The organism is Arthrobacter sp. SD76, assembly GCF_049726125.1.
Classification (GTDB): domain Bacteria; phylum Actinomycetota; class Actinomycetes; order Actinomycetales; family Micrococcaceae; genus Arthrobacter; species Arthrobacter nitrophenolicus.
The window spans coordinates 236,121-250,552 of the sequence record NZ_JBNBLR010000002.1 but is presented as its reverse complement, the minus strand read 5'-3'; the positions used below and the strand labels follow the sequence as shown (position 1 = coordinate 250,552).

Sequence of the window (14,432 nt, the reverse complement as noted above, 5' to 3'; positions counted from 1 at the left end):
CAGCCGCAGCAATTAGGATCAAGATCGTTAGAAGCAGCGACAACGCCGCCCCGTACCCAAACTGCCCGTTTACAAATGTTTGTTTGTATACCTGGGTCGCAAGAGACTCCGTGGCACCGAACGGTCCGCCGTGGGTAAGCGCCATAATCTGATCGAATACCCTAAGTCCCTGAATGAGCATCAACATTGATGCGACTACCAGCGAGGGGCGCAAGAGGGGAAAACAATGTGGCGGAATCGGGAAAGAGTACTGGCCCCATCGATGGCGGCCGCTTCCTCGAGTTCTTGCGGGATCCCCGCGAGCCCGGCAAGAAAGATGACCATGACCAGACCCGTGCTCTGCCACACCATGACGATTAGGATCGCCCAGATAGCTGCACCCGGATCGGCTAACCAAGTGCGCTGCCATTCGCTTAACCCAAGCCCGGCAAGCAGTCCGTTGAGAGGCCCCTCCTGCTGATAGATGAACCGCCAAATGTATGACACTGCGAGCGGGCTAAGAACCGTAGGCATGAAGATCAAGCTGCGCAGAAAGTACCGCGTCTTTACGCCTCGGTTGAGTGCCAGGGCCAAGGCCAGGCCAAGCACGCAAGTCCCCAGGAGGTAGCCGACTGCGAGGAACAGAGTGTTGACCAGCGCGCCGCGACTTTGAGGGTTCGCGAGGATTCTGGCGAAGTTGTCGACTCCGATCCATTGGAAGGCACCCAGTCCACGCCAATTGGTGAATGCGAACGAGCCACCGATACCCACTGCGATGTAGTGCACCAGAGCGGTGAGCAGTAGCGCCGGGAGCGCCCACCACCATGACCCGAACAACCTCTGTCTGGACGCCCGTTTGCGCTGGACGGGAACTGTTGCCGGATGGTTCTCTGCTCCGCGCTCGGAGCGATGCATTGTTGTGAGGTTCACCGTTTGGTCATCTCTTTCATCCTTTCGGACGCTACTGGTCCGCTGCCTGATCCCAGGCTGCGTCCATCGCCTCGAGAGTTGCGGTAACCGTGGTCTGTCCGGTGAGGAGCCCCTGAACTCCCTGACCGAGGGCCGTCACCACTTCTGGACTCCAGGTCACGTTGGGGAGGGTCTGAGTTTTTTCAGGGGCGAGGATGTCCTTAATGAGGGCGTACTGCGCCGGCTGCGTCTGGGTGCCTTCAACCTGTATCGGCATGTTGCCGCTGAGGTCGGCCGTCGCTGCGGCTGTCTCCGGTTCAGCAAGCCAGGCGAGGAAGTCAAGAGCGGCCTTTTTCTTCTGATCGTCAACGCTGGCGCTAACGCCGAGCAGATTCAAAGGGGAAGAAAAGACCCGGGTGCTGTCTTTGTCGTCGCCTGGGAAAGCCGTTGCGATGTACGTATTGTCCGGGTTACTCCGCTTCATGTCGCCTGTGGCGCCACCCGGTGAGAACGAGGCAAGCGATTTGCCAGCAGCGACGGCGGGAGTGTTGTCAGCGATCGAGCCTGCGGTGGCACCGGGCTGGAAGCAGCCGGCCTCATTCAGTTTAACGATCAACTCAAGTGACTCCCGCCACTCCGTGCTATTCGCGAAGGTGACCTCGCCATTGTTACGGAGAGTGTCCCAGTCAGGATCTTTCGCATAAACGCGCGAGGCGGCAATTTCGATCGCTGTGTTGGCAGTATTCGGAACCGAGGCTCCGGCTAGGACGAACAGACTCTTCCCCGCATCCGCCGCCTTTTTGCAACTATCGAGCACGTTGTCGACGGAAGTGAGCGGAAGTTGGATGCCGATGCTTTCTGCCACAGTCTGGTTGAAATTAGTCGTCATCGGTACGTAATCGAGGGGCTGTCCGTAAATTGATCCATCGAAACCCACCAACTCCTTGTCGTCCTCATCGATGAGTTTCTCAGCTGCGGAGTCGTTGAGTGGGAGGACGTACCCAGCTTTAGCGAAAGGCAGGATCCCTTGTCGGCTGCCACTGCCGGCATCCGTGAAGAACATGTCAGGAGCATTGCCCGCTTGAAAACGAGTCCGGAGGACCTCTCCATACTGTTCGTTAGGGATTTCCTCGATGTTGAATGAAACGTCCGGGTGTTGTTCGCTGTATTTCTTTGCCATCTCGCCGTAGGGGGAACCGACAGATGTAGCCAGGAGTGTCAGGGACAAAGTGACCGGGCCACCGGTACTCGAATCCGACTGCCCCCCGGTACATCCCACCAAGGTTGTGGCGGTGAGTACCGCGACGATAGCAGCGGACTTTCGGATTGCTGGATGGATAGTCGAGGGCATCGTTGGCCTTTTCAGAGCGTTGTGGACTGGAGTAAGTAGGTGCTCGACGCCGTGAGGGTTCTGTCCGGCCTCAAGCGCGTCCCCGCAGATGGTAGGACGCTATATATTCGAAAATGTGTTGACCTGTCGAAGATACGATGAAACACTTGTTTGCGCAAGGGTTAATCGAACATTCCTACTCGACGGATAATTAGCGCTCAGTAGCAACAAAGTAGGAGATTTCCGAGACCTTACGGACTTTTGCCGTATACCGTGTGCAACTGGTCACAGCGTCGCCCAGCCCTATGGGGTGGGACGGTTTTCGTCGCGACGACCGACACGCTTGCCAACATCGTCATCCCTGCTGCCAGTCGACGAAGGTCGCCTAGCTTTCCCTGGCCCCAGTTTGAAAAATAGGAGTTAGCTCATGAACAGAGAACGGCAAATTGTGATCGTCGGCAGTGGACCGATCGGTGCAACGTACGCCCGGCTACTGCTCGAGTCGGTTCCGAATGCTCGGGTGACCATGATTGAGCTCGGACCGCAGCTGACGGCACGGCCAGGGGTCAACGTACGCAACATCGCGGACCCGACCGAACGCTCGGAGGCGGCGCTTAGCATCCCAAGGCCCTCAGCGAGGACAGGGGGGCGGCATTGTCGGCATCCCGGCCGGAACATCCATTGAGGGCACCTACACGGCCCGCAGCGGAACCCACTTGGTCGACATCGGTGGCGCCAAGTCCTCGAACACAGCGCAGTTCCCCGCCGCAGCCCTGTCGACGTGCGTGGGGGGGCCAAGGGGCACATTGGACCTGCGCGACTCCGAGACCCCGTGATTCAGAACGAGTGAAGTTCATCCCTGACGACGAATTCGACGAGCTGCTCGATCGCGCCGAGGAACTCCTCAACACAACGCACCACGCCTTCGACGATTCCGTCTCAGGCCGAGCCGTGCTGGACGCTGTTCGCGCTGAATGGAACGATCTACCATCGGGCGCGAAGCCAGAGTTCCTCGCAATCGCCGGCAAGACGCTCCCGGACGGCTCAATTCATTGGACGGGTACCGATACCGTGCTCGGACCGCTCATCGAAGATGGATCCGAAATTGCCGAGCGATTCGCGATACGCGCTGGCACTCTCGTTACTCGCCTCATACATTCTGACGGCATGGTTACCGGAGTATCCCTGCGCGACCAATTGAGCGGCCACGAAGAAACAATCCAAGCTGACGCGGTTGTGGTCGCTGGCGACGCAATCCGCACTCCACAGCTGCTCTGGGCCTCCGAAATCAGACCCCAAGCTCTCGGCCGATACCTTAGCGACCATCCGCTTGTATTCAGCATTGTTGCTCTTGACGAGCGGATCGGGAAATTTGCGGAGCTCGCCGCTCTTCAGCGCGAGCAAGAATCCCGCCGCGAACGGATTGACCCCGTCGCCGCAGTGGTGCGCATCCCATTTTCCGACGGAGCGAACCCCTTTTCAGGCCAGGTCATGTACCTCGATAAGTCCCCAATACCGCTCCCACCAGGGATGACGCCGAGCCCGTGGGGCTACGCAAACGTCGGATGGGGCAGCCGCAAGTTCCCGCGCCGGGAGAACGGTCTTACTTTCGACCCCACAGAGCTCGACTATCTGGGCTTCCCAGCGGTGACATTCGAGTACGATATGTCCCCCCAAGAACTTGCAGAAGTGGAAGAGGCTCAGCGTAGATTGCGGCGCACAGCCGGCGCCCTGGGCGAGTTCATTCCCGGAGGCGAGCCGCGTCGAATGCCCGCTGGGGCATCGCTGCACTACAAGGGAACCACTGAGGATCGGACCAGAAGATGACGGCACTTCCGTCTGCGATGCCTGGTCGCGAGTCTGGGGATTCCACAACCTATACATCGGAGGTAACGGAGTAATCCCAACCGCGACAGTCGTAAACCCCACGCTCATGAGTATTGCATTCGCAGTACGTGGCGCAAGAAAGCTCGCGCTCTCACTAACAGACTAAAACTTCGCTTCCGGTGCAGCGAAGTACATCTATGTGTCCCTACAGGTAGTTTCTGAGCAGCCCGTTGGGCTGTAATTCTGATAGCTGTGCTACGACGCACTGCTGAGCCAGACGGACTTCCGCCCGATGCGCAGAGTGGGGCAGGCCGACCGCTAACAGGCGCAGGACAGAAATCCCCTCCTCATGGCATGTCCCAGCCGGAGTAGCAAAAGCTCCCCTGGGCATTTCGGGGCAAGTGCGAATTCAGAGTCAATAGCCGAAATCCGAGCCACTTGACCCGGCACCAGGGACGCCCCAGCCATGTCGCGCTTGTCCACGACTTTGTTGCCGCATCAAGAGCGACTTCTGCCGTCATCCAAAAAGGAAGCACAATTTCAAGAGTCGTTGTCACCCCGGCTGGTAAGTCTTGCATGGGTGATAACAGGCCGGTGAAAACGGATTAAGTTGGACGCACAACATTGCCCGGGCCCAGCCCCTTCATCCCAAAAGGAGAACTTGCCGGCGTTAGACGTCGGAAACAAGCGAAGATGCGGGATCACCCAAATAGAGCGCGTCTGACCCCAACAAAAGTTCTGACGTCAGCGAAATGTGCCTGTCAAGAAGCTGAGCGGCTCGTTCTACGTCTCCGTCTAGCACCGCGTTCACAATGGACTGGTGCTCGCCCTCGATGTCCCGTTCCGGATGGTGTCCCAGAGGGATGGACCATCGGCGGTACAGTTCGGCAGCGTCACGCAGCTGCTTGGCAATGGATCTGAGTCTGGGGTTGCCGCATCCACTTAGAAGTGCGTCGTGAAATTCCATGTGCGCTACGACCCAGTCGTCACTAAGTCGATGCGGGTCTGCTGCGTCTAAACGCGGCTGGCGGCCTAGCCTGTGGTGAGCTGCCAGCACTTCGGACTCCCAAGTTACGCCGCCCTCCCTCATCGCATGGCGAAGCGTCAAAGTTTCAATCTCACGCCTCGCTTCCGTCAAGTACAAAAGGTCAGGCTTCGATATGGGAATGACCCTAAAGCCCTGCTGCGGTTCAACCGAGACCAGGCCCTGCTCGGACAGCCGTGTCAAAGATTCCCGAATGACGCCTACACTCACCGAATAATTTGCACAAAGTTCCGCAAACGGAAGCCTCTCGCCCGGCTTCAGTCGTCCAGAAAGTATGTCCGCACGGAGAGCGTTATACGCCCGCTCCTGTCTGGTCTTAGACGCTACCATAAGCAAAAGAGTACCATAATCGAATTTATGCCTGATCTTCGAAATTGTTTTTTATCGGCCTTGATCACTGCCAGCGCCGCACAATCCACCATGAGGTTGACGGAGGGGCAGTGCGGGCAGCGACTCAGGTGTGCACGCAGACCACGGCCCAAGGGGGACGCCAGCCTGTGAAGACTGAAGGAAGAACACGCCACTACTATCCAGCTTTGGAAGAACGCCCCTCACCAACCCCGTCCACATCAATGGCGGCAAGATAACCGTGCAGTTGCGGGCCGACGGCGTCATCTATCTGGTCTGAGCCAACCACAGGCCCAGGACGCACAGGCGGCGATGGCGGAAGTCAACACGATGGGGGAGCAGGTATTTCCCCTGCTCGTGGATATGGCCAATGCCGACACCTGCGCGGCTTACCGAGTCGCGTTTCTATATTCCAGCCCGGTCGATCAACTCATTGCCAACTTTTTCCTGCAAATTCCTCGCCCGCCGTACCAGTCCCATTTTTTCGCTTCCAGGGCCGCTGCACTGGCGTGACTGCTGGAGGAATCGGAATCCGGGCACCATGGTAGGTAGTTCCAACTGTCGGTGGAGAAAGGTCCAGCTCAATACAACGGAGTTGGGCCTGGACGGCCCTGCCACCGATGGCCCTCCAGGATGCGGCGTTCGACGGGGATTTGTGGTTCTTTGCATTTGAGGACTCCAACAAGATCACCGAAATCCGGGCTAATCCGGAAGTGAACGTAACCTTCGCCGATGACCGCAACAGCTCCTGGACTTCGATCTCCGGCCGCGCCGAGGTGGTCCAGGACCGAGCCAAGGCCGAAGAGCTGCATGTAGCGGCGTTGAGGATCTGGTTCCCTGAAGGTGTCGATACTCCGGGGATGACTCTAATCAAGGTCCACGCCGATTCCGCGCAGTACTGGGAAGGCCCGTCCAGCATAGTGGGTAAGATCGTGGGCGGTATTCGGGCGCTCGTAACCCGTTCCCCGGAAGGACCCCTTCGAATACTAAAGCCGTCGACCTGTGACTCCGGCACGGTCTTCAGCCGAGGGGACTCGGCACAACCTGAGACCGCTTCGTCTGACCGTGTTCGCGGCCAAGGTCGGGACTGAAAGCCGCTCTCCTCGGATAGGCCCTGGATGCGGGGCATGAGGTAACGGACGTGACCCGGCACCCGGGCTGATCAGGCACCGGCATGAGCGGTTGACCGCGGACGCCTGACGAACGGGACCGGGCAGGAACAGGCGAATACCCCTTTAAGCGTAGAACCACCTGTTGCACCAATGTGGCAGCAACATGCTCGGGATCGGGGGCCGCTTGACCGAGCCGCTAAGAATATTGGGCACCACCGCGGACGATCGAGCAGCGCTAAGCCCGTCCTCATGGACGGCTTTCACTGAAGCTAGACTACAGCTCCTGACGAGCCGCGCCGGCTATCGAGAGGCGTCCAAAAGAGGTGTCCGGCGCCGCGCTGCCGAGGTGAGATCTTCGCGGTTGTTACATGGCTTACGATCGAAGTTTCCATCACCTTTACCCGGCCTTCGGGTGCGAGCGAGCAGATCCAGAATTCGCACGGTCCAGATATGGTCAGTCATCAGCAGCCATTTACTGGAGGATCGCAAAGGATTGACTTCCAAAGGCCTGCAGGGAGCCCCCTCCGCCGCACCCGATCGTTCCCGAATGTGCGTGAGTTTACGAGCAAAAGGACCCAAGCAAGACTAGGAGGCCTCCCATCAGCGCCATGGAGTATGAACTGTTTGAGTCGCTCGGCTGCGCCGTCAATCTGTGCGCTCGGCTCTACGCTCAGCGTTTTTCCGAAGCTCTTGCCCCATTGGGGGTGGCCTCCGCTCAGACGCCCATCCTGTTGACCTTGGCAGCACTGGGAGATTACCCAGGGCGAACTGGCTGAACTCAATGCCACTGAACAGCCGACCATGCCATTGACCTTGCAGCGGATGTGCCGCGACGGCCTCATCGTTCGGGACATCGACCCCGCAAACAGGCGCCGCGCTATAGTCCCCGCCTCAGCCCTCACGCCCACACCTTAATGCCTCAGATAAAGGCGATCGCGACTGCGATCAACGCACGGGCGGTCCTGGGCGCCGACGGCGTGGAGGGTGCAACATTCATAGACCTTGCCCGTTCCGTGGTCGCGAACCTTCAGGACACTGAAGCGATCCACGCCCCGGCAACCGACTCCACCCGCCCCTGCGAACCAGACGGTTCCTAAGCTGACACCGACGTCGCTTCAACATTCGCGCAGAGTGGAGGGAAGAGGTACGGCTGCTGCAGCAGGCAACCGTCCGCCACATGGGAGCGACCACTCACCTCCGAACAGCCACCAGCGGCGCACTTTCGCCGACGTTCGTACCAAAGGGGTCGACGCCAACTAAATAGGATGCTATACATTTGGTAAGCACACAAGGAGCTGTGCAATGGAGTAGCCACAAAAGGTGTGCACTCATTACGTGCGGCTGTGTGCGTCGCACTGAAGAATTGCCTGCCCGAAGACCAAAGAGCTTGCCAGCTTCGGGGCGTCAATTCGCAAGGAAGTTAGCCACGGCCCGTGGCTTTGTCCAGGCCCCCGGCAGGCTAGCCTGCGGGTGCAAGAGATCCTTCCTTACGTTGTGCGCGATGGGAAAGCCGACAGCATCCGCAGAGACCGTTTTGGAGCGGACGAGCGGGAAAAGGAGCATCATGAGCAAGGTTTGGTTCGTTACTGGGGCATCGAAAGGATTTGGTCGGGAGTTCGTCCTCGCAGCTCTGGACCGCGGCGACCAAGTCGCGGCGACGGCCCGTAACGCCAGTAGCCTCGCCGATCTGGTCGGGGAGTACGGCGACGCCGTACTCCCCATCCAGCTCGATGTCACCGATCGGGGCCAGGTGATCGCCGCCGTGAAGACCGCTCATGCGACCTTCGGTGCTCTCGACGTCGTGATCAATAACGCTGGCTACGGCCTCTTCGGCACCGTAGAGGAGATCACCGAGCATCAATTGCGCGAGCAGCTGGAAACAAACTTGTTCGGCGTGTTTCACGTCACTCAGGCGGTCCTCCCGATCCTGCGTGAACAGGGATCCGGTCATATCATCCAAATTTCGAGCGTCGGCGGAGTCGCCGCCTTCCCGACCCTAGGCGGTTACCACGCCTCCAAGTGGGCCGTTGAAGGCATCACCGAATCCCTCGCGGAGGAGGTCGCCGGGTTCGGTATCAGAGTCACCCTAATCGAGCCTGGCGGATTCGACACTGATTGGGGGAACGCGTCCGCGATCGTTGCAGACGCGCAGCCGCAGTACACGCGCATTCGTGATGCTATGGCTCAGCAGGCAAGTGAGCCCGGCCCCAAGCCCGTCGGGTTCCGTTCTGCAATCCTCAAAGTGGTCGACGCCGAGAAAGCGCCCCTCCGCGTGTTCTTCGGTGAGATGCCCACGTATATCGTCCCCCGCCTGTACCAGCAGCGCCTCGACGAATGGGCGGCGTGGGCCCCCGTCTCCCGCGAAGCCGAAGGCAAGTAGCGCTGTTAGGCGCGAGAATACCAACTGCAGCGGCACAGTCCTGGCATCTTTTGGATCATCGCCCTAGTGGCCCTCGATGGACACAAAGAACCACTTTGTTTTTGTTGGGAACCGCAGTCGGCAGTGCCGGGCTTCCGGGACCAAGCCATTTCGCCCCATCAGCGATCTTCAAGAAAGTCACCTGCCTCGGCCCGCACTCACAACCAAAATAGTTGTTTCCCACCGAACTTCGGCAGGAAGAATAACCGACCAGGCAGCCTATGACGCCTACCGCATGGAAACACCGCGGCTCCTTGCTCAATACGGTGCTCGATGCATCGTTGCAGGAGCAGGCGAAGAGATCGTCGAAGGTGACCTTGCGTCCGCACGATTCACCATCCTCGAGTTTCCTTCGATGTCAAGCCTTCGCGACTTCTGGGAATCAGATGATTACGCCAACGTACGCGCCATCCGAAAGGGCGCAGTGGACCTCCGGATTGGATTCCTTGATGGCTTCAGTCCTGTGTAGGGAGGCTTTCAGCTGATGATTCTCTTCTCTCGCGCATAGAAATCAGGGCGTGCGTCACGGGCAGTTCAGAACTCACGGGGGAGCCGTTTATGGAACACGCTAGTCGCGTCGCGCCAAACCTCCAGGACCTGGAAGCGATCCGCGCCGCCGTACCTGAGGCAGTTGCTGCGAGATTCAGTATCGAGGTCTAACCCGACGCGTCGATGCTCTTTCAATAGCCTGCTGCACATGAGGGTTGGCGTAGATCGTGCCACGTGAAAGTGGCCCAGGCGGTTGTTGGCTTCCTATGGCATTGCCAAGCAACGCAAATCCAAGGAAGTGTGCACGAAGGATCCACACACGCGTGGAGTCCGGAGCAGCGGGCATGTTGATCTCGTGCGTAGGTTCGATTGGCCAGGCGCGGACATCGCAGCTGGTCACCCGGATCATGATTGAAGCCCAAACCGCGCGTGGCAGAGTTTCGTTGCAGCGTGACTCTAATTCTTAGCGGTCGCTTAGTGTTCGCTAGAAATTTTACATAGCATACGATACGATCGCAGCATCGGCACCTGAAGCCGAACAGTCTTGACAGGGAGAACGCTCAATGAAGAACGACATTCGTATCGCCACGTTCAGTGTCCGGCACGACCTCGGCCCCATGTTCATGGGCGTCCGCGACGCCAACAACGAACTCGTCATGCAGCAACTCGGGTTCGCGCCCCGGAACGTCCCCTTCGCGGGCATTCCCGCGCGTATCAAACAGTTCGAGAGCTCCCTGGTCGAACTGATGGACGCGAACCTCTACGGCACAACCCCCGAGGAGCGGGCGGAGTTCCGGGAGGCGCTCGAGCGAGAGAACGTCACGGTCGCCATGGTGGGGCTGAGCCGGTGTGTCGGAGACGCCAACGACACGAACCGCGCCGAGGATCTGGACGCTGTGGAGCAGCTCATCGACAGTGCGGTGGAAGTGAAAGCTGAAAGCGTTCGCGTTGTCCTCATGCCACCGCCCATCGTGGAATCCCCGGCCCTGGCACCCTTTGACGACCTGGTCAACGGACTGCGTCGTCTGAGCGCCTACGCCAAGACCGCAGGGGTCCGACTCACAGTAGAAAATGACGATGTCGTTACGTCCGACCCGGAGCAGCTGATCCCCATCCTTGATGCGGTCGGCTCTGACGTGGGCTTCGTGCTCGACACGGGAAACATCGAGCCGATCCTGAGCGAGCTGTCGGCGAGCTTCGCTGAAGACCGCGCACCCCGGGACGTCGCAGACCCCGAGCCCGCGTACCGCATCTTCGAAGACCTCCTGCCCCGCGCTGAGGTCGTACACGTCAAGACCTACGGCTTTAACGAGGACGGATCCTCGAAGGTGTACGACGTGAATCGCATCATCAGCATCCTCGCCAAGAGTAACTTCGAGGGTCCCCTAACCATCGAATACGGCGGTTACGAGGGCGCCGATGCTGACGGCGCCATCAGCAAGACGATCGAACTCATCCGAGCCGCCTAGGGCGCACGTTGGACACGAGGGCTCCACACTCCTTGTGCCCTTCTTCTCACTTCACCCGAGAGTGAGCGGAAGGCACAGGGCACCTAGCGGCGGCAGAACGACCCCAACACCAGTACTCGTCCAAGCAACGACCCTTAGAGTTCTCGTGACAACATTCTCGCTTCGTTCCGCACCTCCCCGCGAGCAGGAGCCCGGGCGCTGGCGGGGCCGGGGTAGTGCCCGCTTAGACGGCTCCAGAAAAAAGAGCGGGGCCAAGCGTTTAATCGAGTCACGACCGCCAGGTTGGAACGGCCTGCACTTACTCTGCCAGCCAATCCCAGACCAGCCACCCCAATCCTCACAGGCGTTTAAGTGGGACGAGTACAAGTAGATGAGAGGACTCCCATCCGTCAGCGAATCTGACGTTTCTGCGGGTCAGGCCACCCTTCTGAATGCCTGTGTATATCCTGCAGCTGGCTGGCTGCGAACGCGTCATGCGTTTCGCTTTCGACCTAGCCCGCACCTCTAGTGTCGAGAAGGCCCATCGAGTGTGCAATCACTGTCATGGTGAGCCGTCGGCCGGTCACGGCGGCGGGCAGCAGCCCCGTGCGGTGGAACTGGACTACATTGAACAGGCCGTGGGCGACGGCCCCTGCATCACGGCTTTGCGGCTCAGGTCGCCGGTCGTGATCGACGACTTCACCAGAGATCAGCGATGGCCGAAACTAAACCGGAAATTGGCTGAGGCAAACATTCACAGTGCCATCGGGGTGCCGCTGGAGATCAGCAGCGATTGCCAAGGCCGCGTTGAACTTCTTCGCCTCCAAGCCGGGCGCCTTCACCCCTGACGTCTATGACAAGGCCCTGGGTTTTGCTGCGACCGCCCGCCACACCCTCCACTGTCGGTCCGCATCGACACGGCTCAGAACCGCGCAGACGACGTCGAAGCAGCCATGCAAAGCAGGACAGCGATCAACCTGGCCTGTGGCGTCATCATGGCGCAGAACAGGTGCTCAGGCAGAAGCGATGGAAATCCTCACCAAGGTCTCCAGCAACCGGAACCGGAAACTGCGGGACGTAGCCACCGAACTGATCAAACAATTATCTGGCGGGAACATCCAAACCCACTTCGACAGATAAAGCGGTATCCCAAGCCAGCCAGTGCTTCAAGGCTCTCCGCGGGATTTGTAACGGCTGCAGCCACCTCGCATATGGAACGCGACGCCTCACTGCTGGACACCACGCCCAATACTAAGTACTTACTATCGGCCGACGGCAAAAGCTGCTCAGGAACCGAGTTGCGGGTCCGCACGGGTTCTGGAAAGGAACGGCTTCGAGTCCCATTGCACGGCCCCGCCTACCTGTAGATCGCCGGCCAGCGGCAGGACCACCGGACTTTCCGACGCATCTTCTGACCACTCAGTTTTGCGGGGGGCAGTAAAGTCGAAGGCTCACATAGCGGGCATCGCCCCGGACCGCTCGCGTCTTCCGCCGGCGCCGGAAATGGCGAAACTCCGGCCAAATAGCGGTTGGTCGGAGTTCCATTCCACATCTTGCCGCCCGAACCTTGACGTTCGCTGGGAACACGTCGCTTCCCTTTGGCGGTGAGGCTGTGGCCATGAGGGTTGTAAAGACCGACATCATCGGCGGGACGGCACGCTCGATTGTCCGTAGGTTCCGCGGCCCGAGATGGTCGCCGAGGTCATAGCGGACCTGCTCGAAGGGACCGGACTCGACCCTGCGGCCACCTTTGCCGGGCTGCAGGCCGCCGGCTACATGGAGAAGGTCCGGGTCGACCCCACGGTGACGTCTAGTGGGACTCCACTGTCCAGGGCAATGCTCTGGCGATGGCAGCTCCGGGAAGCCGATCAGCAGGAAACTGCAGACCGCCTGGTCCAAGGGCTGGGGGAGCGGGCCCGGGACTACACCGCCGACCCGGGGCAAACCGATGTTCATTGGCACCCTTCGAATTTTCGGCAGCTTCTGGGCCACCAGAAAGCATCATCCGTAGGTAGGAATAAGTGGCCTTTTCGGGCCCTCCCCCTCGGGTGACGAAACGCCGATAACGGAGATTATGTCAAGTAGAAGGCTGCGTATTGCATCAGATGCATCGTTTCAGGCTGTGTCCGTTCAGGAGCGGCAGCGGAAATGAGGGGCACCGGGCGGGCGCTCCCAGCCATCTCCAAGATTCATCCTGCAGGGTTGTAGGTGGAACTCCGGCCAACCGCTATTTGGCCGGAGTTTCGCCACTTCCGGCGTGGAGAGCCTCCGCAGAGCTGCGCCTGAGCTTACCCGGCGCGCCTGTCCTGTTCAGCGCACGAAGGGCGGCGCCGAGGCGTCGCTGAATGGCTTGAACCAGTCCTCGAAGTTCATCGGCGCAAAGCCCAGCTGCATGTTCAGCCCCTGGTCGCTTTCAAAGCCGTCCATGGCGTTCTGGTAGAGCAGGTCACTGTCCGTGTCCTCGAACAACCGCTCTTCAAGCATGCCCCGCCAATCGGCCGCCAGGTCCAGGTCATATGAGTCCTGAATGACTTTGACCTGATCAAGGGAGGCAGCGCAGCGCCAGCTCCTGGGCGACACAGGACGGACGGCTCCAGCCGCTGGCCAGCGAGCCGGTCAGGTCCACGGCTATCACGAGAAACCTTTGGACAAAGCCGACATTTCGGAGCCTGCATGGGCGGAAGCCAGGACAGAACGGAAGTGTTGGCGATGTCGTCGCGGTCGACGGCATCAAGCTTGCGCAGTCCAGCGAGATCTTCGAAGAGCTGGTCGATCAGGATGACGGATGATTCCCACAGCGCGCCGGCCAGGTGCTTGGCCTGGAACAGGCTTCTGTCCCGGCGCTCCTGGGTGATTGACTCCATCCATTCGAAGTCGTCAGGACCCAGCAGGCCGCGCTGCTTTGCTGCCAGATCCTCCAGTCGGGGGCTCGAAACCCAACTGCTCCAGCGTTAATCCGGTAAGGCCCTCCCCCACCTGCAGGATGTGCTCGACATAATCCTCTTCGCGACTCATGGCCCGATGCTACCGCCCCGGCCGGGTGCGCCGTCTTTGCCCGGCTTGGAAATGCGGCTATGATTGCAGGAGTTTCACTACTTTCACCAGTTTCACCTGGTTTCACCCCTGAGCGCCCGGGAGGCCGCGTGCAGAATCCTTTCAAGCCCACGGCCGGAGCGACGCCACCGGAGATGGTGGGCCGGGCCGGTCTTTTGGACGAGTTCGAGTACGGCCTGCAGCAAGGATCAGGCGCGCCCGGGCTCCTGACCATCATCACCGGCTCAAGGGGTATCGGCAAGACCGTCCTGCTCAGCGCAGCCGAAGACATCGCCCGGGCCCGAGGGTGGGCGGTAATCTCCCGGACGGCAACCCCAGGGTTCCTGGCCCGGGTGGGCGACGACATGCTGCAGCTACTGGAGGAGCTTGGGACGGGCCCCCCGCCCGGAAAGTCACCGCCTTCTCCGCGGCCGGATTCGGGCTAACCACCCAGCTTCCTCCCGAACGGGCCATGGACTGGCGACGGACGGGC

Annotated in this window: 15 protein-coding genes and 1 pseudogene; 12 read left to right on the top strand and 4 right to left on the bottom strand. The window is 59.9% G+C overall.

Going from position 1 to position 14,432, the window contains the following annotated elements; all coding sequences use genetic code 11:
* Positions 1-195: 195 nt before the first annotated feature.
* Together ACPEE0_RS22980 and ACPEE0_RS22975 are read right to left on the bottom strand one after the other, a co-directional pair.
* Positions 196-909: a carbohydrate ABC transporter permease gene (locus ACPEE0_RS22980; protein WP_424575563.1), complete on the bottom strand. Its 714-nt coding sequence runs from the start codon at positions 907-909 to the stop codon at positions 196-198.
* Positions 910-940: 31 nt separating this feature from the next.
* Complete coding sequence (locus ACPEE0_RS22975) at positions 941-2,239, bottom strand: ABC transporter substrate-binding protein (protein WP_424575562.1); 1,299 nt, start codon at positions 2,237-2,239, stop codon at positions 941-943.
* Positions 2,240-3,064: 825 nt separating this feature from the next.
* Here ACPEE0_RS22975 and ACPEE0_RS22970 point away from each other — a divergent pair.
* The gene (locus ACPEE0_RS22970) at positions 3,065-4,045 is read left to right on the top strand and encodes a GMC family oxidoreductase N-terminal domain-containing protein (protein WP_424575561.1); all 981 of its coding nucleotides are present in this window, start codon (positions 3,065-3,067) and stop codon (positions 4,043-4,045) included.
* Complete coding sequence (locus ACPEE0_RS22965; protein WP_424575637.1) at positions 3,993-4,211, top strand: GMC oxidoreductase; 219 nt, start codon at positions 3,993-3,995, stop codon at positions 4,209-4,211. The genes ACPEE0_RS22970 and ACPEE0_RS22965 overlap by 53 nt, the downstream gene beginning before the upstream one ends.
* 504 nt (positions 4,212-4,715) lie before the next feature.
* Here the strand turns inward: ACPEE0_RS22965 and ACPEE0_RS22960 are convergent.
* Positions 4,716-5,420, bottom strand: coding sequence for a GntR family transcriptional regulator (locus tag ACPEE0_RS22960; protein WP_424575636.1), 705 nt, complete (start codon positions 5,418-5,420; stop codon positions 4,716-4,718).
* A gap of 330 nt (positions 5,421-5,750) precedes the next feature.
* Here ACPEE0_RS22960 and ACPEE0_RS22955 point away from each other — a divergent pair, with 330 nt between their 5' ends.
* The 9 genes and pseudogenes from ACPEE0_RS22955 (at position 5,751) to ACPEE0_RS22915 (ending at position 12,958) form a co-directional block, all read left to right on the top strand.
* The gene (locus ACPEE0_RS22955; RefSeq protein ID WP_424575560.1) at positions 5,751-5,951 is read left to right on the top strand and encodes an STAS/SEC14 domain-containing protein; all 201 of its coding nucleotides are present in this window, start codon (positions 5,751-5,753) and stop codon (positions 5,949-5,951) included.
* Between the two features lie 107 nt (positions 5,952-6,058).
* Entirely contained in the window at positions 6,059-6,529 is a 471-nt protein-coding gene (locus ACPEE0_RS22950; protein ID WP_424575559.1) for a pyridoxamine 5'-phosphate oxidase family protein, read from the top strand.
* A gap of 771 nt (positions 6,530-7,300) precedes the next feature.
* Positions 7,301-7,465: pseudogene (locus tag ACPEE0_RS22945) on the top strand (hypothetical protein); the annotation flags it as partial.
* 649 nt (positions 7,466-8,114) lie between these two features.
* On the top strand, positions 8,115-8,930 hold the full coding sequence (locus ACPEE0_RS22940; RefSeq protein ID WP_424575558.1) for an SDR family NAD(P)-dependent oxidoreductase: 816 nt from the start codon (positions 8,115-8,117) through the stop codon (positions 8,928-8,930).
* A 76-nt stretch (positions 8,931-9,006) separates the two neighbouring features.
* The gene (locus tag ACPEE0_RS22935; RefSeq protein WP_424575557.1) at positions 9,007-9,438 is read left to right on the top strand and encodes a DUF1330 domain-containing protein; all 432 of its coding nucleotides are present in this window, start codon (positions 9,007-9,009) and stop codon (positions 9,436-9,438) included.
* A gap of 583 nt (positions 9,439-10,021) precedes the next feature.
* Positions 10,022-10,927: a sugar phosphate isomerase/epimerase family protein gene (locus ACPEE0_RS22930; protein ID WP_424575556.1), complete on the top strand. Its 906-nt coding sequence runs from the start codon at positions 10,022-10,024 to the stop codon at positions 10,925-10,927.
* A 431-nt stretch (positions 10,928-11,358) separates the two neighbouring features.
* Positions 11,359-11,754 (top strand): GAF domain-containing protein, encoded by a 396-nt coding sequence (locus ACPEE0_RS22925; protein ID WP_424575555.1) that lies wholly within the window; start codon positions 11,359-11,361, stop codon positions 11,752-11,754.
* Positions 11,714-12,046, top strand: coding sequence for an ANTAR domain-containing protein (locus ACPEE0_RS22920; RefSeq protein ID WP_424575649.1), 333 nt, complete (start codon positions 11,714-11,716; stop codon positions 12,044-12,046). Before ACPEE0_RS22925 ends, ACPEE0_RS22920 begins: the two co-directional genes overlap by 41 nt.
* A gap of 549 nt (positions 12,047-12,595) precedes the next feature.
* Positions 12,596-12,958 (top strand): hypothetical protein, encoded by a 363-nt coding sequence (locus tag ACPEE0_RS22915; RefSeq protein ID WP_424575554.1) that lies wholly within the window; start codon positions 12,596-12,598, stop codon positions 12,956-12,958.
* Positions 12,959-13,216: 258 nt separating this feature from the next.
* Here the strand turns inward: ACPEE0_RS22915 and ACPEE0_RS22910 are convergent, their stop codons facing one another.
* A complete protein-coding gene (locus ACPEE0_RS22910; protein ID WP_424575553.1) occupies positions 13,217-13,486 on the bottom strand; it encodes a hypothetical protein in 270 nt (89 codons plus the stop codon).
* Positions 13,487-14,049: 563 nt separating this feature from the next.
* Here ACPEE0_RS22910 and ACPEE0_RS22905 point away from each other — a divergent pair.
* Positions 14,050-14,385, top strand: a complete 336-nt coding sequence (locus tag ACPEE0_RS22905) for a hypothetical protein (RefSeq protein ID WP_424575552.1) — start codon at positions 14,050-14,052, stop codon at positions 14,383-14,385.
* The last annotated feature ends 47 nt before the right edge of the window (positions 14,386-14,432 follow it).